Origin of the sequence: Thermochromatium tepidum ATCC 43061, from assembly GCF_009664085.1 — a bacterium.
GTDB lineage: Bacteria > Pseudomonadota > Gammaproteobacteria > Chromatiales > Chromatiaceae > Thermochromatium > Thermochromatium tepidum.
Window position 1 is genome coordinate 159,953 of record NZ_CP039268.1, and the last position, 20,032, is coordinate 179,984.

A 20,032-nucleotide genomic window follows, 5' to 3' on the forward strand; every position below is an offset into this window, starting at 1 on the left:
GACGTCATTTTCCTGCTCCGGGACGACTTCCCGCCTTCCACTGGCGCGGAACCGGGTGTTTCGGGGATGAACAACCGCTGCGCCGCGCTCATGGCGACGCTGCTCGCCACAATCGGTCTTGCAGCGCAACGAACACCTTGACGTGTTCAGCAACGTTGCGGCCAAAGTCGAGCACCCGTTTCCTCGCATGCGCCACAAACTTCGCCGCGCGATACATGATCTCCTGCAACACCGTCTTCAGCCGTCTTCTCTTGGCCGGATGACGGATCGGCGCAATCTCACCCGTCAGGCCCAACTGCCCCAGCAGACGCAGGCAGTTGTAGGCAAACGCCCCCAGGCGCAGCACGCAATCGTTGGTGTCGAACTTGCCCGAGGGCAGCCGCTCCAGATCGAGATCAGACTTGATCTCCGCATGGAACTGCTCGTGCGTGCCGTGATACTGGTAATGCTCGATCACCTCTTTGGCCGGCAGGTCGAGGCTTATCCACCAGCCTTCGAGTTCGATCTCCGGCGCCAAGAGATGCTGGCCATTCCTGTCGATGGTGCGTTCGGTCACTTCGACGATCAGACGGAAGCTGCGCTTCTCTTTGCCCCACGCCCGTTCGACCGTGATCTCGAGCCGCCCAACGCGCTTGCCCGGCCGGGTTTCCTGAAAGACACCGGCCGCCTCGGCCTGAGCCACCCAGGCCGACTTGTCCTGCTTGCGCGGATTCCACTTCGTGATGAATTCCAGCCCTCGCCCTTCAGCGGCCCAGGCATCCCGTTCTGCGGCCTTGGCAAACAACAGCCGCGCGCTGTCAAAGCCGCTGTCTTCGACCATCAGGACAGCCTGTTCCGGCTTGACCAGACGCTTGACCCGAGGAAAGGCGCGCTCGTAGAAATACTCGGTCTGGCGGGCACAATGCCAAGTGCCGGCCCGCAATTCCAGTCCGACGTTCCAGCCTTCGTTACCCAGATAGCCGGCGATCGGACAGTAGCCATCGACACCTTGATAAGTGCGGCCCACGTCTTCTTTCTTCGTATCGCTATTGTCCATGACGAAGGTGTCGATCTCGAAGCGCACATAGCCTTTATACGGGGTGATCGGGGCTTCGGTGCGCTCCAGCAGCCGCACCGACAATTCATCCGTCAGCGCCCGCAACTCGCTGGCCTTGGCGTCACACCGCTGCCGCATCCAGGCGCTGGAGGGCACTTTCGACAGCCCCAATACTTCCTTGAAGAAGCGATCCGTCCGAAACGGCTCGATGGCTTCGAAGTCGCTCTTGCCAAGACTCAACAGCCCCACCATCGCCTTGACCAGGTCCGAGGTCTTCATGCCTTGCGAGACGGGCAGCCGAGGATCGATCACACTATCGACTTGTGCCGCTTCGCAGCACTGGCCGATGAGCGCCAAGCCGGAGTAAGAGGTCAGGTTCAGCTTGCTGGTCTGACACACCCCAAATTTCGGCATGTTCAGTTGGGTGAAGAGTTGCGATGCAGTATTCTCGCAAATAATCAAAAAGTTATGCTTGATCTATGACAAACGAACACGGATTCAGGTATTTGTAACTGTTTATCAGCCCTCGGCGAGGGGGCAGGTTCAATCGTGTCGGCGCGGATGATAGGTATCTGGGATCAGGATCGTCGGCGTGCGCTGACTGGCGTCCTTGAACGGATGGTCGAGGGTGTAGTGTAAACCTCGACTCTCACGCCGACGCAGGGCCGATTGGATGATGAGATCCGCGACCTCCAGCAGATTTCTGAGTTCGATCAGATCATTGTTGACCCGGAAGTGGCTGTAGTACTCGATCACCTCCTGAGCCAGCAGATCGGCCCGGCGCTTGGCGCGGCGCAGACGCTTGTTGGTGCGCACGATACCGACATAGTCCCACATGAAGCGCCGCAGTTCCTCCCAGTTGTGGGTAACGACCACTTCCTCGTCGGGCTCGGTGACCCGACTCTCGTCCCAGTGCGGTACCTCAGGCGGCGGTGCGACCTCAGACGACAAGCGGACGATGTCGGCAGCGGCAGCCTCTGAGTAAACCAGACATTCCAGGAGCGAGTTGCTGGCCATGCGATTGGCCCCATGCAAGCCGGTATAGGCGGTCTCACCGCTGGCATAGAGCCCAGGCAGGTCGGTGCGTGCCCGGCGATCGACCATGACGCCTCCACAGGTATAGTGGGCCGCCGGCACCACTGGGATGGGTTCGCGGGTGATGTCGATCCCGAGCTCCAGGCAGCGGCTGTGGATGGTCGGGAAGTGCTCGACGATGAACTCGGCCGGTCGATGTGAGATGTCGAGATAGACGCACTCGGCCCCCAACCGTTTCATCTCATGGTCGATGGCGCGTGCGACGATATCGCGCGGCGCCAGCTCAGCGCGCGGATCGAAGCGCGGCATGAAACGCTCGCCGTCGGGCAGCAACAGGCGTGCGCCCTCGCCGCGCAGTGCCTCGGTGATGAGGAAGGAACGCGCCTGCGGATGATAGAGACAGGTCGGGTGGAACTGCATGAACTCCATGTTGGCGACCCGACAGCCGGCGCGCCAGGCCATGGCGATGCCGTCGCCGGTGGAGACATCCGGATTGCTGGTGTAGAGATAGACCTTGTTGGCGCCTCCGGTCGCCAGCACGACGAAGCGCGCCAAAAAGGTCTCGACCCGCCCGCTGCTGCGGTTGAGGATGTAGGCGCCCAGACAGCGATGATCGCGATATCCGGGCAGGTGCTGGGTCGTGATGAGGTCAACGGCGATATGCTGTTCGTAGATCGCCACATTGGGACAGCTGCGTACCCGCGCCTCGAGTGTGGTGGCCACGGCGCGCCCGGTGGCATCGGCGGCATGGATCACGCGCCTGTGGGTGTGTCCACCCTCGCGTGTGAGATGATAGAAGCCCGCGGACCCCCGTTCGGGGTCGCGGGTGAACTCGACCCCTTGATCGAGCAGCCAGCGGATATTGTCCGGACCGCGCTCGACGACATGGCGCACCACGGCGGGATCGCAGAGGCCGGCACCGGCCTTGAGCGTATCCTGGACATGCGATTCGATCGAGTCCGCCGCGTCGAGCACCGCCGAGATACCGCCCTGGGCATAGAGCGTACTGCCCTCGCGCAGCTCTCGCTTAGAGACGACTGCGACCGACAGTGTGTCGGGAAGCCGCAGGGCAAGGCTCAGTCCGGCGGCGCCGCTGCCGAGGATCAGGACATCATGACGGTGACAGGTCTCTGGCATGGGTTGAACTCGTGATGGCGATCGATTCCTTGTAAGCTCGTCGATTTGGTGATCTGGATCAAGTCGCTGTGTCATACCCTAGAAAAATACCTGTCATCGATGCAGATGGTCACGAACTTCCCAGGCGCTGGATTGTCCATCCCATCGGAACCGATGGTGGACCAACGGGTGGTGTGTCGCGATGACTGAACGACATGCCGATCATGAGTTGGTCGGTCGCGCCCAGTCGGGCGACAAGCGCGCCTTCGATCTCCTGGTGCTCAGATATCAGCAGAAGGTATCGAATCTGATCTCGCGCTATGTGCGCGATCCAGTCGAGGTTTTGGACGTGACCCAGGATGCCTTTATCAAGGCCTATCGTGCGCTACCCAGCTTTCGCGGCGAGAGCGCCTTCTATACCTGGCTTTACCGGATCGCAGTCAATACCGTCAAAAACCATCTGGTGACCCAGGGTCGGCGTCCACCGGGCGACGACATCGAGGCCGAGATGGCCGAGCAGATGGATATGAGCGGGCGTCTGCGTGAGCACGCGACTCCGGAGCGTCATCTATTGAGCGACGAGATCGCTGCCACGGTCCAGCGTGCGCTCGACGATCTGCCGGACGATCTGCGTACAGCCATTGTGCTCCGGGAGCTGGAGGGGCTGAGCTACGAGGAGATCGCGACGGCCATGCATTGTCCCATCGGGACCGTCAGGTCGAGGATCTTCCGTGCGCGCGAGGCCATCGACAAGCGACTCAGACCATTGCTCGATGACTGAGTCCGGACGGGACTCGCCGCCGGCGAGTCCCCTAAGTCAGAACCTTCAGCCTAGGGATAAACGACGATGACCGACGAGCCTAGACAACGACTCTCCGCCTTACAGGATGGCGAGCTCGCGCCGGACCAGGTGGTGGCCCTGCTCGATGCCCTGGAGGCCGATCGCGATCTGCGTGCGTGCTGGGAACGCTACACGCTCATCGGCCAGGCCATTCGTGGCGAGGCGATCGACCCGAATGCTCGCGTGTTGGCCGACCGCGTGCAGGCCGCCCTGGCCAACGAACCAGCCATCCGCTGTCCACGACGTCTGGCGCCTGGGCTGCGCCGCTGGACGGGCCGTCATAGCCGTTATATCGGTATCGCCCTTGCCGCCTCGGTGCTGCTGGTCGCTATCCTGACGACCTCCATCTTCGTGGGCGACTCCGTGGGCCCGACAGCCTTTGCCCCTGTGGCGATCCGTCTGACCGAACGTCGCCCCCCCCAGGTCCAACGCTGGCTGGGGCATCCCGGGCGGGCCAGTAAGCTCGATCTTTATCTCCTTACCCATCAAGCAACGGCCCCGGCGACCGGGGCCAAGGGATTGCTGCCCTATGCAATGCTCGTCGGCTATGAACCTGGGCGTTGATCGACGCCTGGCCTCGTATTGGTTGCTACTGGGTCTGTGTTGTCTGCTGCCATTCCAGGGGCTGGGCGCCGAGGGGAGAGACGCATCGGATTCGGCCCCCGACAGCCTCTCACCCAGTGTGTTGCTCACGCGCATGACCGAGGCCGTGCGCTCGCTGAGCTATGATGGGACCCTGGTCTATCTGCACCAGAATCGGCTCGAAACCCTGAGCATCGATCACCGCGTCGAGGATGGGCAGGTCGAGGAGCGTCTGATCGCGCTCAGCGGTCCGATCTGGGCGGTCGCGCGCGACAAGGATCGTGTCAACTGCGTCCTGACCGATGGTCGTCCGATCTCGTTCGAGTATAAGGGCGGGTCGCGTTTCCTCGATACCGACGGCATCGACCCACAGGCGCTGCACGCGCACTATAGTGTCGAATACCTGGGGCGGGCGCGCGTCGCCGGACGCGAGACCGAGGTCGTTGGCATCCTGCCGAAGGATGATCTGCGCTATGGTTACCGCTTCCACATCGACCGTGAGACCGCGCTGCCGCTCAAGTCTGATCTGATCGATCATCGGCATGAACCGCTCGAACAGCTCATGTTCACATCGATCAATGTGCATCTATCCAGCCCGCCCCAGTCCGCGTCACCTGTCCAGGCCGCACCATCCTTGCGCGGCGCGCCGGCGACCACGTCGAGCAGTCAGTGGCGCTTCGAGCCGATACCAGATGGATTCAACCTGGTCATGCAGCATCAGATTGATCAGTCCAATGGCACGCACGTCGAGCACTTCCTTTTTACGGATCGTCTCTCGTCCTATTCGATCTATATCGAACCGGCAAGCGACGACGGACTGGAGGGCAGCACCAACATCGGCACGGTCCATGCTGCCGGTCGTCGTCTCGACGGCTATCAGATCACCGCCGTCGGCGAGGTGCCCCTGGTCACGGTCCAGGTGGCCATCGCCAGCGTCCATCGCGCCCCCTGACCACTCAATGAGAGTACCATCACCATGATCGAAGAACAGGGTCGCGTCATCGCCCTCATTGGCGATCAGGCCCGTATTACGTCCGAGCGGCGCAGTGCCTGTGGTCACTGTGGTGCCAACCTGGTCTGTGGCACCTCGCTCTTGGATCAGTTCTTGGCGCATCGCCCGGTTGAACTGCTGGTGCGCAATCCGATCGGGGCGCGGATCGGCGACAAGGTAGTCGTCGGGTTTGCCGAACAGGAATTGCTGCGCCTGGCCGTCGCGGCCTATCTGGCACCGATCCTGGCGCTGATCATCGGCGCCATGCTCGGTGGAACCTTTCACGAGGTCGCCAGCCTCCTGGGTGCCCTGGTCGGACTGGCACTGGCGTTCTGGTGGTTGCGCGTCTACAGTAGGAAGCTTGCCCGACGCCCTGAACGTCAACCCGTGATCCTGAGACGCCTGGGTAAACAACCCTCGACTGAAGTCGAAGGCTTTATTGTGAGACGCAGCAAACATGGTTGACCGCATCCCCAACATTGGGCGTGTTTACAGCCGCCCTTGGCAGCGGGGCTCCACTGCCAATCCGGGCCAGGTTTCGACTGGCGTTGCAATCGGCGTGCGCCCGGAGACCACGCTTGCGGTGCATTATACACCACATGGCGCACTTCGCGCGCCCGCCATTCCTCCCGCGACTCAAGTCGCGGGTTTCCTTGCGGAGGGTCTATGAACAAGTCCCCGTGACTCGATCCGAGACGCACTAGGAACAAGATCTGCACAGACATCTTCGATTCGGAGTATTCATGCGCCCCACATCCAAACTGTCGCTCGCCCTGGCCCTTGTGCTGATCTGTCTGTCGTCCGTTGGCCCGGTATTTGGGCGGGATCTCCCCGACTTTACCCGGCTGGTCGCAGAGAATGGCCCAACGGTGGTCAACATCAGCACCAAGCAATCGTCCTCGATCGCCCAACGCCTCTACCAGCATTCGATCCCGGGTCTTCCCGATGGCAGTCCGCTCGAGGACCTGTTCCGGCACTTTTTTGACGATGAGGGGCCAAGCCCCGATGATCGACTGCAATCGCGCTCGCTCGGTTCGGGCTTCGTCATCTCGGGTGATGGTTATGTGGTCACCAACGCGCATGTGGTCGAGGGCGCCGAGGAGATCGTCGTGCGCACTAGCGATCGGCGCGAGTTCGTCGCCAAGCTGGTCGGTACCGACAAACGCAGCGACATCGCCTTGCTTAAGATCGAGGCCGAGGGCCTCCCTGCGGTGCGTATCGGCTCGGGCAAGGATCTGAAGGTCGGCGAGTGGGTGTTGGCAATCGGCTCGCCCTTCGGCTTTGAGTCCTCGGCCACCGCCGGTATCGTCAGCGCCACCGGACGCAGCCTGCCGAGCGAGAACTATGTGCCCTTCATCCAGACCGATGTGGCCATCAATCCCGGCAATTCGGGCGGGCCGCTGTTCAATCTCGACGGCAAGGTGGTCGGGGTCAATAGCCAGATCTACAGTCGCACCGGCGGCTTCATGGGGCTGTCGTTCGCCATCCCGATCGAGGTCGCCATGGATGTGGTCGAGCAACTCAAGACCAAGGGGCGTGTGAGCCGCGGCTGGCTGGGGGTGCTGATCCAGGACGTCACGCGCGAGTTGGCTGAATCCTTTGGGATGCCCCAGCCGCTCGGCGCCCTGGTGGCCCAGGTGCTGCCCGACAGTCCGGCCGCGGCGGCTGGCCTGCAACCAGGTGACGTGATCCTCTCTTATAACGGGCGCGACATACCGACCTCAAGCAGTCTGCCGCCGCTGGTCGGGGCCACACCTGTGGGTGAGCACGCCAGCCTGGTGGTGTTGCGGCGCGGCGAGCGGATTGAGTTGAAGATCAGGATCCAGGAGCTACCCGAAGACAATCAGTTGGCCGATCATCCAGAGCCGTTCGACAAGCCCACGGTTAACCGTCTCGGTCTGTTAGTGCGTGATCTGACACCCGAGATGCGCCAACAACTCAAGATCGAACACGGCGGTGTGCTGGTCGAGTCCGTTGATCAAGGACCCGCTGCCTCCGCCGGTCTGAGTGCGGGCGATGTGATCTTGATGCTCGACAACCAGCCGATCATGGGTCTCGCCGACTTCGAACGCATCCTCGCTGCCATCGAACCCGGACGGGTCACAGCGGTACTGGTGCAGCGCGGCGATACCCGGATGTTCTACGCGCTCAGGCTGACTAAGCCCTGATCTGAACACACGCGCCGCCGGACGCTAAGCCGGTCGGCGCGTTACCGGATACGCCAGGACGCTGCCCTCTGGTATCATGGCGCGCCGTTTTCCACGTGGTGCCGGATTCGAAGCCACGAGGTCTTGCATCCCGTCTCCTTAAAAATACCTCCTTGGCTTATCGATGCCCGATCTTAGTCATATCCGCAACTTCTCGATCATCGCGCACATCGATCACGGCAAATCGACCCTCGCCGATCGCTTCATCCAGATCAGCGGCGCCCTGAGCGAGCGCGAGATGTCCAGCCAGGTGCTGGACTCGATGGAGATCGAACGCGAGCGCGGCATCACCATCAAGGCCCAGAGCGTGACGCTGAACTATCAGGCACGCAACGGTGAGACCTATCAGCTCAATTTCATCGACACCCCTGGGCATGTTGATTTCTCTTATGAGGTCTCGCGCTCGTTGGCAGCCTGTGAGGGTGCGCTGCTCGTGGTCGATGCCGCTCAAGGGGTCGAGGCCCAGAGTGTCGCCAACTGCTATACCGCCATCGAGCAGGGTCTGGAGGTGCTGCCGGTCCTCAACAAGATCGACCTGCCCTCGGCCGAGCCGGAGCGTGTCATCAAGGAGATCGAGGAGATCATCGGTCTGGAGGCCCAGGATGCACTGCGGGTGAGCGCCAAGACCGGCGAGGGCATCCCGGAACTGCTCGAGGCGCTGGTGGCACGCATCCCGCCGCCCCAGGGCGATGTCGCCGCGCCCCTTCAGGCGCTCATCATCGACTCTTGGTTCGACCCCTATGTCGGAGTGGTGTCATTGGTCCGGGTCATGAACGGTGAGATCAGGCCGCGCGACAAGGTGCTGATCATGTCGACCGGGCGCATCCATCAGGTCGACAACGTCGGCGTCTTCACACCCAAGAAGACCGAGCGCGATACACTGCGCGCTGGCGAGGTCGGTTATATGATCGCCGGCATCAAAGAGATCGACGGTGCACCGGTCGGAGATACCATCACATGGCCGGATCGTCCGGGCGAGAAGCTCCCTGGCTTTAAGGAGATGCGCCCGCGCGTCTTCGCCGGGCTCTATACCGTGGTCTCGGACGACTACGAGGACCTGCGCGAGGCGCTCGGCAAGCTTCGTCTGAACGATGCCGCTCTGCACTATGAGCCTGAGGTCTCCCAGGCGCTCGGCTTCGGGTTTCGTTGCGGTTTCCTCGGGATGCTGCACATGGAGATCGTGCAAGAGCGTCTGGAGCGCGAATACGACCTGGATCTCATCACCACCGCGCCGACCGTGGTCTATGAAGTCCTGCGCGCCGACGGCGAGACGCTGCGCATCAACAACCCCGCCGAGCTGCCCGATCCGTCTCAGATCCGCGAGATCCGCGAGCCGATCATCGAGGCCCATATCCTCACCCCGCCGGACTTTCTGGGCGCGATCATCAATCTTTGCATCGAGAAGCGCGGTGTGCAGAAGAACATCCAGTATCTGGGCGGTCAGGTGCAGCTCACCTATGAGTTACCGCTGAGCGAGGTCGTCCTCGACTTCTTCGATCGGCTCAAGTCGTGCAGCCGGGGTTTTGCCTCGTTCGATTATGAGCTCAAGCGTTTTCAGGCGTCCGACCTGGTCAAGCTCGATGTGCTCATCAATGGCGACAAGGTCGATTCGCTGTCGTCCATCGTCCATCGCTCGCTGTCCCAGACCCGTGGACGTGAGCTCACCGAGCGCCTCAAGGAGCTGATCCCGCGCCAGATGTTCGAGGTTGCGATCCAGGCCGCGATCGGCTCCAAGATCATCGCGCGCTCGACGGTCAAGGCGCTGCGCAAGAATGTGACCGCCAAGTGCTACGGCGGCGACGTCACACGCAAGCGCAAGCTCTTGGAGAAACAAAAAGAAGGCAAGAAGCGCATGAAGCAGGTCGGCAAGGTCGACATCCCCCAGGAGGCCTTCCTGGCCGTGCTCCAGAGCGGCAAGGACTAGTCCGGGTCCAGGATCGATAGGATCGCATTCAAAGCTTGAGGAGAGACTCTGACCATGACATTCGACTTCCCGGCCTTTCTCGTCCTGGCCTCGTTTCTGACCGGTGGGATCTGGCTGTTCGACGCTCTGGTGTTTGCACCGCGCCGTCGGGCCGCAATCGCCGCCGCTGGCGGCAGGACCCTGACCGAGGATGGGCGTCCACTCATCAAGGAACCGGTGTTGGTCGAGTATGCGCGCTCTTTCTTTCCGGTGATCTTTGCGGTGCTGGTGTTGCGCTCCTTCGTGGTCGAGCCATTTCGCATCCCCTCGAACTCGATGATGCCAACCTTGTTGACCGGCGACTTCATCCTGGTCAATAAGTTCGCCTATGGATTGCGCCTGCCGGTCCTTAACCTCAAGTTCCTCGATCTCGGGGCGCCCCAGCGCGGCGATGTGGTGGTGTTCAAGTTTCCGCTCGACCCCAGCACCGACTACATCAAGCGTATCATCGGCGTCCCAGGCGACGTGATCGGCTATCGCAACAAGACACTCTTCATCAATGGCAAACCTGTCGCCCAGTTGCCGCTCGGCACCTATACAGGCGTCGGTTCCGGACGGGAGATGACCGGGGCGCGCAAGTCGCTGGAACATCTCGACGCAGTCGAGCACGCGATCCTGATCCGTCCGAACGCACCTGATCTGCCACTCGGCTGTCAGGTGCTGGCATTCGGCCCGATCGAGGTTCCCAAGAAACAGTATTTCGTCATGGGCGACAACCGTGACAACAGCAACGATAGCCGCTGTTGGGGCTTCGTACCCGAGGACAATCTCGTCGGTAAGGCGTTTGCAATCTGGATGCACTGGGATGGCGCGCGCGATGGCTTCCCCATCGCCTGGTCGCGTCTTGGGAACGGCATACACTGACCCTGAGGTCTATCCATGTCCAGTCTCACTCAATCGGTCCGGTATCAACGCGGTCTTGGCTTTCCGTCCGTGATCGCGATCATCGCCCTGGCGTCATTTTTCATCACCATCCTCTTCAAGGTCGGCCCGCTCTATATGGGATTCTGGACGGTGCGCTCCATCATGGAGGATATGGCCGCAGATTATGGTAATTCGAGGGAAAATAACTCGCGGGCGATCCTAACGGCGCTCGAAAAACGACTCGACGTCAATAGCGTGACCCATGTCAAGCTCAGTGATTTCGATGTCGAACGGACTGGTGAGCGTCGCTTCAATCTCAAGCTGAATTACGAGCAACGCACGCATCTGTTCTTCAACATCGACGTGGTCGTTTCTTTCAGTCATAAAGTCGAACTCGGTTCAACGTGAATGCCGATCCACATCGATTCGCCAAGCGGCTGGGGCATGACTTCGCCCGTCCAGAGCTGTTGATCCAGGCACTCACCCATCGCAGTGCAGGATCCCTCAACAACGAACGTCTCGAGTTTCTCGGCGACGCCCTGATCGGCCTCGTCATCGCCGAGGCGCTCTGCGAACGCTTTCCCAAGGCCGACGAGGGGACACTGAGCCGGATGCGTGCCTCGCTGGTCAAACGCGAGTCCCTGGCGGCCCTGGCGCGTGAGCTCAGGCTCGGCGATGCCTTGCGGCTCGGGGCCGGCGAGCTTCGCAGCGGTGGGCAGACCCGCGACTCGATCCTGGCCGATGCCCTGGAGGCCGTACTCGGCGCGGTCTATCTGGATGCCGGGTTCGAACGCGCCCGCTCGGTGGTGCTCAGACTCTTCGCCGACCGGCTTGAGCAGACCGATGCCGATCGTGCCGACAAGGATCCCAAGACGCGCTTGCAAGAGTGGCTCCAGTCCTACAAGCGCCCGCTGCCTCAATATCTGGTGCTGTCGATCGATGGCGACCAGCACGATCAGACCTTTATCGTGAGCTGTCAGCTCCAGGATGCCGATATGGCGACATGCGGAATCGGGACCAGTCGGCGCCGCGCCGAGCAGGCGGCGGCCCAATCCATGTTGGAGCGGATCCGGCATGGCTGAATCACACCCCAATGGCTCAGCGCCTGCGGTTGCAACCCGCTGCGGCACCGTGGCCATCGTCGGCCGGCCTAATGTCGGCAAGTCGACCCTGTTGAACCGGATCCTGGGTCAGAAGCTCGTCATCACCTCGCACAAGGCGCAGACGACCCGACACGCGATCCTGGGGATCAAGACCCGCGCCGAGGGCCAGATCCTGTTCGTCGATACGCCCGGCATCCACGAGCGCGGCAACAGCGCGCTGAATCGCTATCTCAACCGTGCCGCGCGGACGGCCATCGCTGAGACCGATCTGGCGCTCCTGGTGGTCGAGGCCGGGCGCTGGACCCAGGAGGACGCCAAGGCGCTGGAGGCGATCGCGGTAGCCGGCGTGCCTGTGATCGCGGTCGTCAACAAGATCGACCGGATTCGCGAGAAACCGAGTCTGTTGCCCTATCTCCAGACGCTCGGGGCGCGCCATGTCTTCCACCAACTCGTCCCGGTCTCGGCGATCAAGGGTGATCAAATCGAGCTCTTGGAACGCCTGATCCTGGAGTCGCTGCCCGAGGCTGAGCCGCTCTTCCCCGAGGATCAGATCACCGACCGCTCGGAGCGGTTCTTTGCTGCTGAATTGGTACGCGAGCAGTTGGTACGGCGCTACGGCCAGGAGCTTCCCTATTGCACCACGGTCGAGATCGAGCGTTTTGAGGTCGCCGAGGGCCGGTATCTGATCTATGCGTTGATCTGGGTCGAGCGTCCGGGGCAGAAGGCCATCCTCATCGGCAAGCACGGCGAGGCGCTCAAAGTCGTGGCCACCCAGGCACGGCTGGAGATGCAGAGGCTCTTCGACCGTCCTGTGTATCTGAAGGTCTGGGTCAAGGTCAAGAAGAGCTGGTCGAGCGACGAGTCGGCGCTCGCCACGCTCGGCTATCGCGACTGAAGCGATTTTCGGTCAAGACCCGGCCCGTCCTAACCAAGGGCGAGCGACCCGACCCTGCGGCCCTGCCGACCCGGATGCACACCGACGCCATGAGCACACTGCAAGCCTTCTCCGACAAAGGGCGCGCCGATCACGCGCTATCAGGCGCTCCAGAGCGATCTGCGCGAGCAAGGCAGCATCCAGCGTCACCTGGACGACCTGAAGGTCGAAACCGAACGGCAACGGCCTGGACGATAAAGATGTTCGTAAACTGTCCTCATCTGAATTGACCCGCGAACTGTTTCCAGCCTTCGTACTCCATCGGCGCGACTATGGCGATACCAGTCTGTTGCTGGAGATCCTGGCCGTGGGGCAGGGGCGTTTGGCCGCCATCGCCAAGGGTGCACGGCGTCCGCGCCGGATGGCGAGTGCGCTCTTGCAGCCCTTCCAGCCGCTGTGGCTGGCGATGACCGGGCGCGGCGAGGTGCGAACCCTGACCACCGTCGAGGCGGCCGGGGCGCCGCTTGCGCTCCAGGGGGCGGCGCTGTTCGCCGGCTTCTATCTCAACGAACTGCTGTTGCGGATGCTGGTGCGTCACGATCCCCATGATGCGCTGTTCGTCTTCTACCAGAAGACCCTGGCCGATCTGACCGAGGGCTCGGATCTGGAGACGCCGCTACGCCATTTCGAGTGCCGACTGCTCGCCGAACTCGGCTATGGGCTGATACTCGATCGGGTCTTTGGCAATAACACACCCGTGGTCGCCGAGGCCGTCTATGTCTATGAACGCGAGCGAGGTCCATGCCATCCGAGTGAATGTGGGCATGGCCCTCGGGTCTCGGGCGCGACCCTGCTCGCGCTCGCCCACGACCAACCGCTCGCCGGCGAGTCGCGACGCGAGGCGCGGACCCTGTTGCGCCATGTGCTCGAACCCCATCTCGGCGCTCGACCGCTCAAGAGCCGCGAACTCTATCGACATTGGCTCGCCGCTAAATCCATTCACGAGAAATAGCTCATGTCATCACCTTCGCAGACCCCAACCGAGATCCTGCTCGGTGTCAATATCGATCATGTAGCCACTCTGCGTCAGGCGCGTGGCACCCGCTACCCCGAACCCATCCAGGCCGCACTCGTGGCCGAACAGGCCGGGGCCGACGCCATCACGCTCCATCTGCGCGAAGACCGGCGTCATATCCAGGACCGCGACGTCGCGATGTTGCGCGACATCCTGCAAACGCGCATGAACCTGGAGATGGCCGTCACCCCCGAGATGGCCGCCGTCGCCGACCGGATCCGTCCGTCCGATTGCTGTCTGGTGCCCGAGCGGCGCGAGGAACTGACCACCGAGGGCGGGCTGGACGTGGCGAGCCGTCAGGACGAGCTGCGCGCCTTCTGCACCCGGCTGGCTGAGTCCGGCATTCGGGTCTCGCTCTTCATCGACGCCGATCCGCTCCAGGTCGAGGCCGCACATGCGGTCGGTGCCCCGGTAATCGAGATCCATACCGGACACTATGCCGACGCGCGTGATCCAACCGAGCGTGCAGCCCAGCTGGAACGCATCCGCTCAGCCGTCGAACTGGGGCTGTCGCTCGGGCTTCAGGTCAACGCCGGGCATGGGCTCGACTATCACAATGTCGTGGCGATCGCCGCGATTCCGGGCGTGCGCGAACTCAACATCGGGCACGCGATCATCGCGCGTGCGCTCTTTTCCGGACTCGACCGGGCGGTGCGCGACATGAAGTCCCTCATGGAACGCGCCGCCGCCGCTCGCCCTCCAGTTTGATGGGGACAGGATGAGCGGCGGTATGGCGCTTGGGTTGTATACCGCGCTCTGGCGTCTGGCGCTGCCGCTGGTGCTGGCGCGTCTCTATTGGCGCGGTCGCACGCATCCGGACGCTCGCCGCCGCCTCGGCGAGCGGTTGGCCTGGGGGCAGGGGCGAGACGGGATTGGCGCGTCGCCGGTCGATCTCTGGATCCATGCCGTCTCTGTGGGCGAGGTCCAGGCCGCCGCCGCCCTGATCCGGCGTCTGCTGGAGTCCGAGCCAGGGCGCCGGATCCTGGTGACCACCACCACACCGACGGGGGCCGAACGACTGCGGGCGCTCTTCGGCGACCAGGTCGCGCATCGCTATACCCCCTTCGATCTACCGGGCGTGATGGAGTGCTTCATCGCCCGGGTTAGGCCCCAGCTCGTCATCGTCATGGAGACCGAGATCTGGCCCAACATGCTCGCCGTACTCGAACGGCATGGTATTCCGGCGGCCTTGGTCAATGCACGATTGTCGGAGCGCTCGGCACGCGGCTATGCGCGTCTCCCTTGTCTGATACGCCCCGCATTGGCGCGGTTTAGCCTGATCGCTGCCCAGACCCGTGCCGATGCCAGACGCCTCATCGCCCTGGGGGCACCGCGTCCCTGTGTTCAGGTCACGGGAAACCTCAAGTTCGATCCGGTTCAACCCGAGGATCTCGCGACGCGCGCTGGCGAGATACGCCATCTATGGGGGGCCGAACGTCCGGTCTGGGTCGCTGCCAGCACCCATGAGGGCGAGGAGATCCAGGTATTGCAGGCCCACCGGCGTCTGCTCGCCCAGCGCCCCGAGGCACTCTTGGTCCTCGTCCCGCGTCATCCCGAGCGGTTCGATGCCGTGGCCTCACTCATCGCCCGTCAGGGGTTGGCATTCGCGCGCCGGAGTCAGGGGCAAGAGGTCACGCCGGGCCAAAGCATCTATCTCGGCGACACCCTGGGCGAGCTGACGTACTTTCTGGCCGCCGCTGATCTGGCCTTTATCGGCGGCAGCCTGGTGCCGAGAGGCGGGCACAATCCGCTGGAGGCGGCGGTCTCAGGCATCCCGATCCTGCTCGGACCCCATACCTTCAACTTCGCGGCTATTGTGCGGATGCTCTATGAGGCGGGGGCCGCCGAACAGGTCGAGGATGTCGAGACCCTGAGTCGTTGTCTGATCGACCTGTTCGACGCGCCAGGGCGTCGCGTCCTCATGGGCGAGCGCGGACGCGAAGTCGTCGCGCGCCATCGCGGGGCGCTGGAACGGCTGTGGGTGGCGCTTGCACCCTGGCTCAGTTCTTGAAGAGCGACCAGACGTCGCGGAACTGTGCATCGGTCGAGTCCCCCAGCCACTCGAAACCGACCGACTCGGTGCAGACGACCTGGATGCCGCAATGACGCATGCGTTCGAGTACGTTTTCTTTATCCGCGGTCTTGCGCGAGATGATGGCATCGGCGGGCACAAAGACCTGATACCCCCAGCGTTGCAGACCGGAGACGGTTTGTACGATACAGATATGCGCCTCCATCCCGACGACGATCAGCTGACGTCGATCCGGATGCGAGGAGATATTGCGCTCGAATCCGGGCGCCGTGCAGCAGGAAAAGGCCGTCTTCTCGGTCGGCTCGTGCACCCTCGGCATATTGGCGCGAATCGACTCGATGATCGGGCCGAGTCCCTTGGAGTTGTGTTGGGTTGCGATCACCGGGATCCCCAGGATCTTGGCGGCCGTGATCAGACGGTTGATGTTGGCGACGACCCTGTCGAGTTCGTCCGGCGGCATCGCGGCGGCCAGCCGCTCCTGTGCGTCGATGATGAGCAGTTGTGAAAAGGCCCGCTGACACAACGGCATCTGGGCTTGGTGGGTACTCATGGTGCTGTCCTCCGAGGATCGTTTTGGGCCATCGGTATTCCCAGGCGCTGACCTGGGGATCAAAGGAGTTTGCATCATTGGCCTTGTCTGGAGCAAGGATTTGATCTGTCAATGAAGGTGGCGACCTTCAGCCTGTCCGGACCGGCTGAACCAGATGCCTCTGGCGAGGCAGGAGGCCGTCTGTTATATCCAGATCCTGGTCCAATCCTGGATACGGCTCTTGATCCAAAGGATCATCGAATCCGACCAAGGGCACGGATTCTCGGATGGGGTGAGTCCGCGCGGTCGCTGCTTGTAGATGGCCGGTCTTCCAGTGATCAGGTTTAAGAGGTTGGAATGAATACAGATGCGCTCCCGATGAAGGACGCCGCGCCCAATGGCTGGCGTGGTGCGATGCGACGGGTGATGACCTCGCCCGCGTTGCTGGTTTTAGCGGTGGCCCTGAGCTTCTTCTGGCAACTCGGTACACTGCCGCTCTACGATCTCGACGAGGGGGCCTTCAGCGAGGCCACGCGTGAGATGTTGGTGAGCGGTAACTACATCACGCCGCACCGCGACGGCGAGCCACGCTACGACAAGCCGGTGCTCATCTACTGGCTCCAGGCCGCCTCGACCCAGGTGGTCGGCTTCGATGAATTCGGGCTGCGGCTACCCTCGGCCCTGGCCGCGACTCTCTGGGTGCTGGCGCTGTGGCTGTTCGTGCGCGAACGCCTGGACACACCGACGGCGACCCTCGCTGGGTTGACGTTGGCGCTCAGTCTCCAGGTGTCCTTGATCGCCAAGGCGGCGGTGGCCGATGCACTGCTCAATCTCTTCATCGCGCTGACGTTCTTCGAGATCTATCGCTTCTGGGCGACAGCGGATTTCAAGGCTGGCCGACGCTTCGTGCTGCGCGCCTATCTGTGGATGGGACTTGGATTTCTCACCAAGGGGCCGGTTGCGGTCTTTTTCCCGGTGGTCGTCAGCCTGCTGTTCGTGCTGTCGAGCCTGCGCTGGTCGAAAGCCAGTGCGCTCGCGCTCTGGTACTGGCTGCGTGCGGCCTTGGATCCGCTCGGCTGGTTGATCTTTCTGCTGGTGGCCGGTCCCTGGTATCTAGCCATCTATCTCGACGATGGTGCAGGTTTCTTCAAGAGCTTCTTTTTACAGCACAACCTCGGGCGCTTCGCGGGGGCCATGCATGATCACGGCGGTTTTCCCGGCTATTACCTGGTCATGCTGCTCGTCATCCTGCTGCCGTTCACCGGCTGGATGCTGAGTCTATTCAAGTGCTACCGCTCGGCCTGGCTGGATCCGCTCGATCGCTTTCTCTGGATCTGGTTCTTGACTGTGCTGGTCTTTTTCTCGTTCTCTGGCACCCAGCTTCCACACTATCTACTCTATGGTGCCACACCGCTGTTTATCCTCATGGCGCGCCATCGTGAGGCCCTGACCCATCGCTGGCTGGCATTCGTGCCGCCGCTGCTCTTTTTCGGTCTGCTGTTGATCTTGCCGTTCATCCTGGATGTCGCCATGGTGGTGGCTCCTCGGCCCTATGAGGCCATCCTGTTTGAGGAGGCGCGATACGCAATCAAATTCGAATACGGTCTCGCCGCCCTGGGCGGACTGCTCCTGACGGTGCTGATGCTGCGCTGGTCGAGTCCGCCGCTGTGGCAGCGGTTGGTGCTGGTTGGGTTGGTACAGACGCTGGTGGTCTATGGCGAGGTGGCGCCGCTCCTGCTCAACACCCTCCAGGCCCCGGTGAAGGAGGCCGCGCTGATCGCCAAGCAGACCGAGTTGCCGACCGTGGTCTATCGCACCTCGATGCCGAGCTTCAGCGTCTATCGCGCGGCGATCACGCCTAATCGCGCGCCCCAACCGGGTGAACTGGTGTTCCTGCGCGTCGACAAGCTCGAACACCTGAGGCGCGAGAACCCCACTCTAAACCTGGGGCGGGTCTACCATCGCGGGCATGTGGCCCTGCTGTGGGCGCGTCCGGACGCTTGACGGCGGAGCAAGACGAGCGCAAAGACCATTCGCGCTATCTCGCCGTCCGCGGCAGCTTGAGTCCGACCTGGGTGACGCGGTCCTCGTCGACGGCGCACACCACCAGCTCCACGGCGCCGATCGGGAGCCGATCGCCGATCACCGGATGCGCATTGAGCTCGCGCCGGATGAGCGCGTCAAGCGTGAGCGACCCCTCTTCGCGCGCCACCTTCAGACCATAGAAGGCACAGAGATCGGACAGCCGGGCCGAGCCGTCGAGCACGAACTCGCCGAAGAAGGCGCGCTCCGACAGACGCTCGGTCTCGGGCACGGCGACGAAAAGCCGATCTAGCTCGGCCAGGTCACCCGGATCGGCCAGCAGATAGACATGATCACCCGCGCGTACCCTCACCGGGTCGCACGGATCGAGCAACTGCCCATCGCGCAACACAGCGACTAGACGCGCGCTGGAGGGCAGGCGTGTCTGGGCCGCCGGGGTCTCGACGACGATCGGGGCATTCGCCGCCACCCGGTAGCCGACCAGTTCCAGTTCCTGCTGACCCGGGATGTCGAGCTCCACCCGCTGCACCAGATGGGTCCTGGGTGGGACCTCCAGATCCAGGCGGCGTGCCAGTGCGATCACCGTCCACCCCTGGATCAACAGCGAGACCAACACCACGAAGAAGACGATGTTGAAGATCGTCTTGGCCTGTGGCAGTCCGGCCAGCAGCGGAAACAGTGCCAGGATGATGGGCACGGCCCCGCGCAGTCCGACCCAGCCGATGAAGACCTGCTCGCGCCAGGGAAAACGGAAGGGGAGCAGACACAGCCAGACCGCCAGCGGACGCGCGACCAGGATCAGCACGAGGGCAAACAGCAGGGCGGCAGGTGCCACAGGCAGTAGATCCGAGGGCACAACCAGCAGCCCCAGCATCAGGAACATGCCGATCTGGGCCAGCCGCGCTAGACCGTCGTGGAAGCGTTTGATCTCCAGCCGTGCCTCGAGCGGGCGGTTGCCGATCAGGATACCGGCCAGATAGATGGCCAGAAAGCCGCTGCCGCTCAGTGTGGCCGAGATACCAAACAGACAAAGCCCGCCGGACATGATCGCCAGCGGATAGAGTCCGGACGGCATCCGCAGCCGATTGACGATCCACACCAGGACAAGGCCGCCGGCCAGCCCGAACAGGGTACCGAGTCCCATCTGACGCCCAAACTCAGTCAGGAGCACCAGTCCAGGATTGGACTGATCGTTCAGCAGCAGATTGATCAGGGCAGTCGTCAGGAAGATCGCCATGGGATCATTGCTGCCCGACTCGATCTCCAGTGTGGCACCGACGCGTTGCTTGAGCTCGATGCCGTTGGAACGCAACAGCGAGAACACAGCCGCCGCGTCGGTCGAGCCGACGATGGCCCCCAGTAGCAGTCCCTCCAGCCAACCGAGCTTAAGCCACCAGACCGCAAACAGCCCGGTGATGGCCGTGGTGATGAGCACACCCAGGGTCGCCAGCCCGAGCGCCGGGCGCAGACCGACGCGAAAATCCTTGTAGCAGGTGGCCATGCCTCCGTCGAACAGGATGACGGCCAGCGCCAGGTTGCCGAGCAGATGCGCAAGCTGCACGTCGTCGAAGGCGATGCCGCCCGGACCCTCCTCGCCGAACAGCATCCCCATCACCAAAAACACCAGCAACAAGGGTGCACCGACGCGCGCCGTCACCACGCTTGCCAACACGCTGACGAAGACGACGGACGCGCCGAGCAAGATGATGTGGTTGGTCAGCTCCATTGAGTCGGGGCAGCG

18 protein-coding genes are annotated in these 20,032 nt (G+C 62.6%); 14 read left to right on the forward strand and 4 right to left on the reverse strand.

Annotated elements, in window-relative coordinates; genetic code table 11:
* Positions 1-88: 88 nt before the first annotated feature.
* Both E6P07_RS00745 and nadB read right to left on the reverse strand, forming a co-directional pair.
* On the reverse strand, positions 89-1,450 hold the full coding sequence (locus tag E6P07_RS00745) for an IS1380 family transposase (protein WP_153976105.1): 1,362 nt from the start codon (positions 1,448-1,450) through the stop codon (positions 89-91).
* Between the two features lie 129 nt (positions 1,451-1,579).
* Positions 1,580-3,208 (reverse strand): L-aspartate oxidase, encoded by a 1,629-nt coding sequence (gene nadB / locus E6P07_RS00750; RefSeq protein ID WP_153973848.1) that lies wholly within the window; start codon positions 3,206-3,208, stop codon positions 1,580-1,582.
* 181 nt (positions 3,209-3,389) lie between these two features.
* Here nadB and rpoE point away from each other — a divergent pair, with 181 nt between their 5' ends.
* From rpoE to waaA, 13 genes are all read left to right on the forward strand, one after another.
* Positions 3,390-3,968 carry an RNA polymerase sigma factor RpoE gene (gene rpoE, locus E6P07_RS00755; RefSeq protein ID WP_153973849.1) on the forward strand — a complete coding sequence of 193 codons (579 nt, stop codon included), beginning with the start codon at positions 3,390-3,392 and terminating at the stop codon, positions 3,966-3,968.
* 66 nt (positions 3,969-4,034) lie between these two features.
* Positions 4,035-4,592 carry a sigma-E factor negative regulatory protein gene (locus tag E6P07_RS00760; protein ID WP_153973850.1) on the forward strand — a complete coding sequence of 186 codons (558 nt, stop codon included), beginning with the start codon at positions 4,035-4,037 and terminating at the stop codon, positions 4,590-4,592.
* Complete coding sequence (locus E6P07_RS00765) at positions 4,576-5,562, forward strand: MucB/RseB C-terminal domain-containing protein (protein WP_153973851.1); 987 nt, start codon at positions 4,576-4,578, stop codon at positions 5,560-5,562. Before E6P07_RS00760 ends, E6P07_RS00765 begins: the two co-directional genes overlap by 17 nt.
* Positions 5,563-5,586: 24 nt before the next feature.
* A complete protein-coding gene (locus E6P07_RS00770) occupies positions 5,587-6,066 on the forward strand; it encodes a SoxR reducing system RseC family protein (RefSeq protein WP_153973852.1) in 480 nt (159 codons plus the stop codon).
* Positions 6,067-6,344: 278 nt separating this feature from the next.
* Positions 6,345-7,769 (forward strand): DegQ family serine endoprotease, encoded by a 1,425-nt coding sequence (locus E6P07_RS00775; RefSeq protein WP_153973853.1) that lies wholly within the window; start codon positions 6,345-6,347, stop codon positions 7,767-7,769.
* Between the two features lie 163 nt (positions 7,770-7,932).
* On the forward strand, positions 7,933-9,732 hold the full coding sequence (gene lepA, locus E6P07_RS00780; RefSeq protein ID WP_153973854.1) for a translation elongation factor 4: 1,800 nt from the start codon (positions 7,933-7,935) through the stop codon (positions 9,730-9,732).
* A gap of 54 nt (positions 9,733-9,786) precedes the next feature.
* A complete protein-coding gene (lepB, locus tag E6P07_RS00785) occupies positions 9,787-10,635 on the forward strand; it encodes a signal peptidase I (protein ID WP_153973855.1) in 849 nt (282 codons plus the stop codon).
* Positions 10,636-10,650: 15 nt separating this feature from the next.
* Positions 10,651-11,043, forward strand: a complete 393-nt coding sequence (locus E6P07_RS00790; RefSeq protein WP_153973856.1) for a DUF4845 domain-containing protein — start codon at positions 10,651-10,653, stop codon at positions 11,041-11,043.
* Positions 11,040-11,717 (forward strand): ribonuclease III, encoded by a 678-nt coding sequence (rnc, locus tag E6P07_RS00795; protein ID WP_153973857.1) that lies wholly within the window; start codon positions 11,040-11,042, stop codon positions 11,715-11,717. The genes E6P07_RS00790 and rnc overlap by 4 nt, the downstream gene beginning before the upstream one ends.
* The gene (era, locus tag E6P07_RS00800; RefSeq protein WP_153973858.1) at positions 11,710-12,633 is read left to right on the forward strand and encodes a GTPase Era; all 924 of its coding nucleotides are present in this window, start codon (positions 11,710-11,712) and stop codon (positions 12,631-12,633) included. The genes rnc and era overlap by 8 nt, the downstream gene beginning before the upstream one ends.
* A gap of 265 nt (positions 12,634-12,898) precedes the next feature.
* Positions 12,899-13,624 carry a DNA repair protein RecO gene (gene recO / locus E6P07_RS00805; RefSeq protein ID WP_153973859.1) on the forward strand — a complete coding sequence of 242 codons (726 nt, stop codon included), beginning with the start codon at positions 12,899-12,901 and terminating at the stop codon, positions 13,622-13,624.
* A 3-nt stretch (positions 13,625-13,627) separates the two neighbouring features.
* Complete coding sequence (gene pdxJ / locus E6P07_RS00810; RefSeq protein ID WP_153973860.1) at positions 13,628-14,395, forward strand: pyridoxine 5'-phosphate synthase; 768 nt, start codon at positions 13,628-13,630, stop codon at positions 14,393-14,395.
* Positions 14,396-14,417: 22 nt separating this feature from the next.
* The gene (gene waaA / locus E6P07_RS00815) at positions 14,418-15,698 is read left to right on the forward strand and encodes a lipid IV(A) 3-deoxy-D-manno-octulosonic acid transferase (protein WP_246172878.1); all 1,281 of its coding nucleotides are present in this window, start codon (positions 14,418-14,420) and stop codon (positions 15,696-15,698) included.
* On the opposite strand, the gene E6P07_RS00820 is transcribed toward waaA, so the two are convergent.
* Positions 15,688-16,269 carry an isochorismatase family protein gene (locus tag E6P07_RS00820; RefSeq protein ID WP_153973862.1) on the reverse strand — a complete coding sequence of 194 codons (582 nt, stop codon included), beginning with the start codon at positions 16,267-16,269 and terminating at the stop codon, positions 15,688-15,690. The genes waaA and E6P07_RS00820 overlap by 11 nt on opposite strands.
* A 336-nt stretch (positions 16,270-16,605) precedes the next feature.
* Here E6P07_RS00820 and E6P07_RS00825 point away from each other — a divergent pair, with 336 nt between their 5' ends.
* Positions 16,606-18,252 (forward strand): ArnT family glycosyltransferase, encoded by a 1,647-nt coding sequence (locus tag E6P07_RS00825; RefSeq protein ID WP_246172879.1) that lies wholly within the window; start codon positions 16,606-16,608, stop codon positions 18,250-18,252.
* 34 nt (positions 18,253-18,286) lie between these two features.
* On the opposite strand, the gene E6P07_RS00830 is transcribed toward E6P07_RS00825, so the two are convergent.
* Positions 18,287-20,017 (reverse strand): potassium/proton antiporter, encoded by a 1,731-nt coding sequence (locus E6P07_RS00830; RefSeq protein WP_153973863.1) that lies wholly within the window; start codon positions 20,015-20,017, stop codon positions 18,287-18,289.
* Positions 20,018-20,032: the final 15 nt, after the last annotated feature.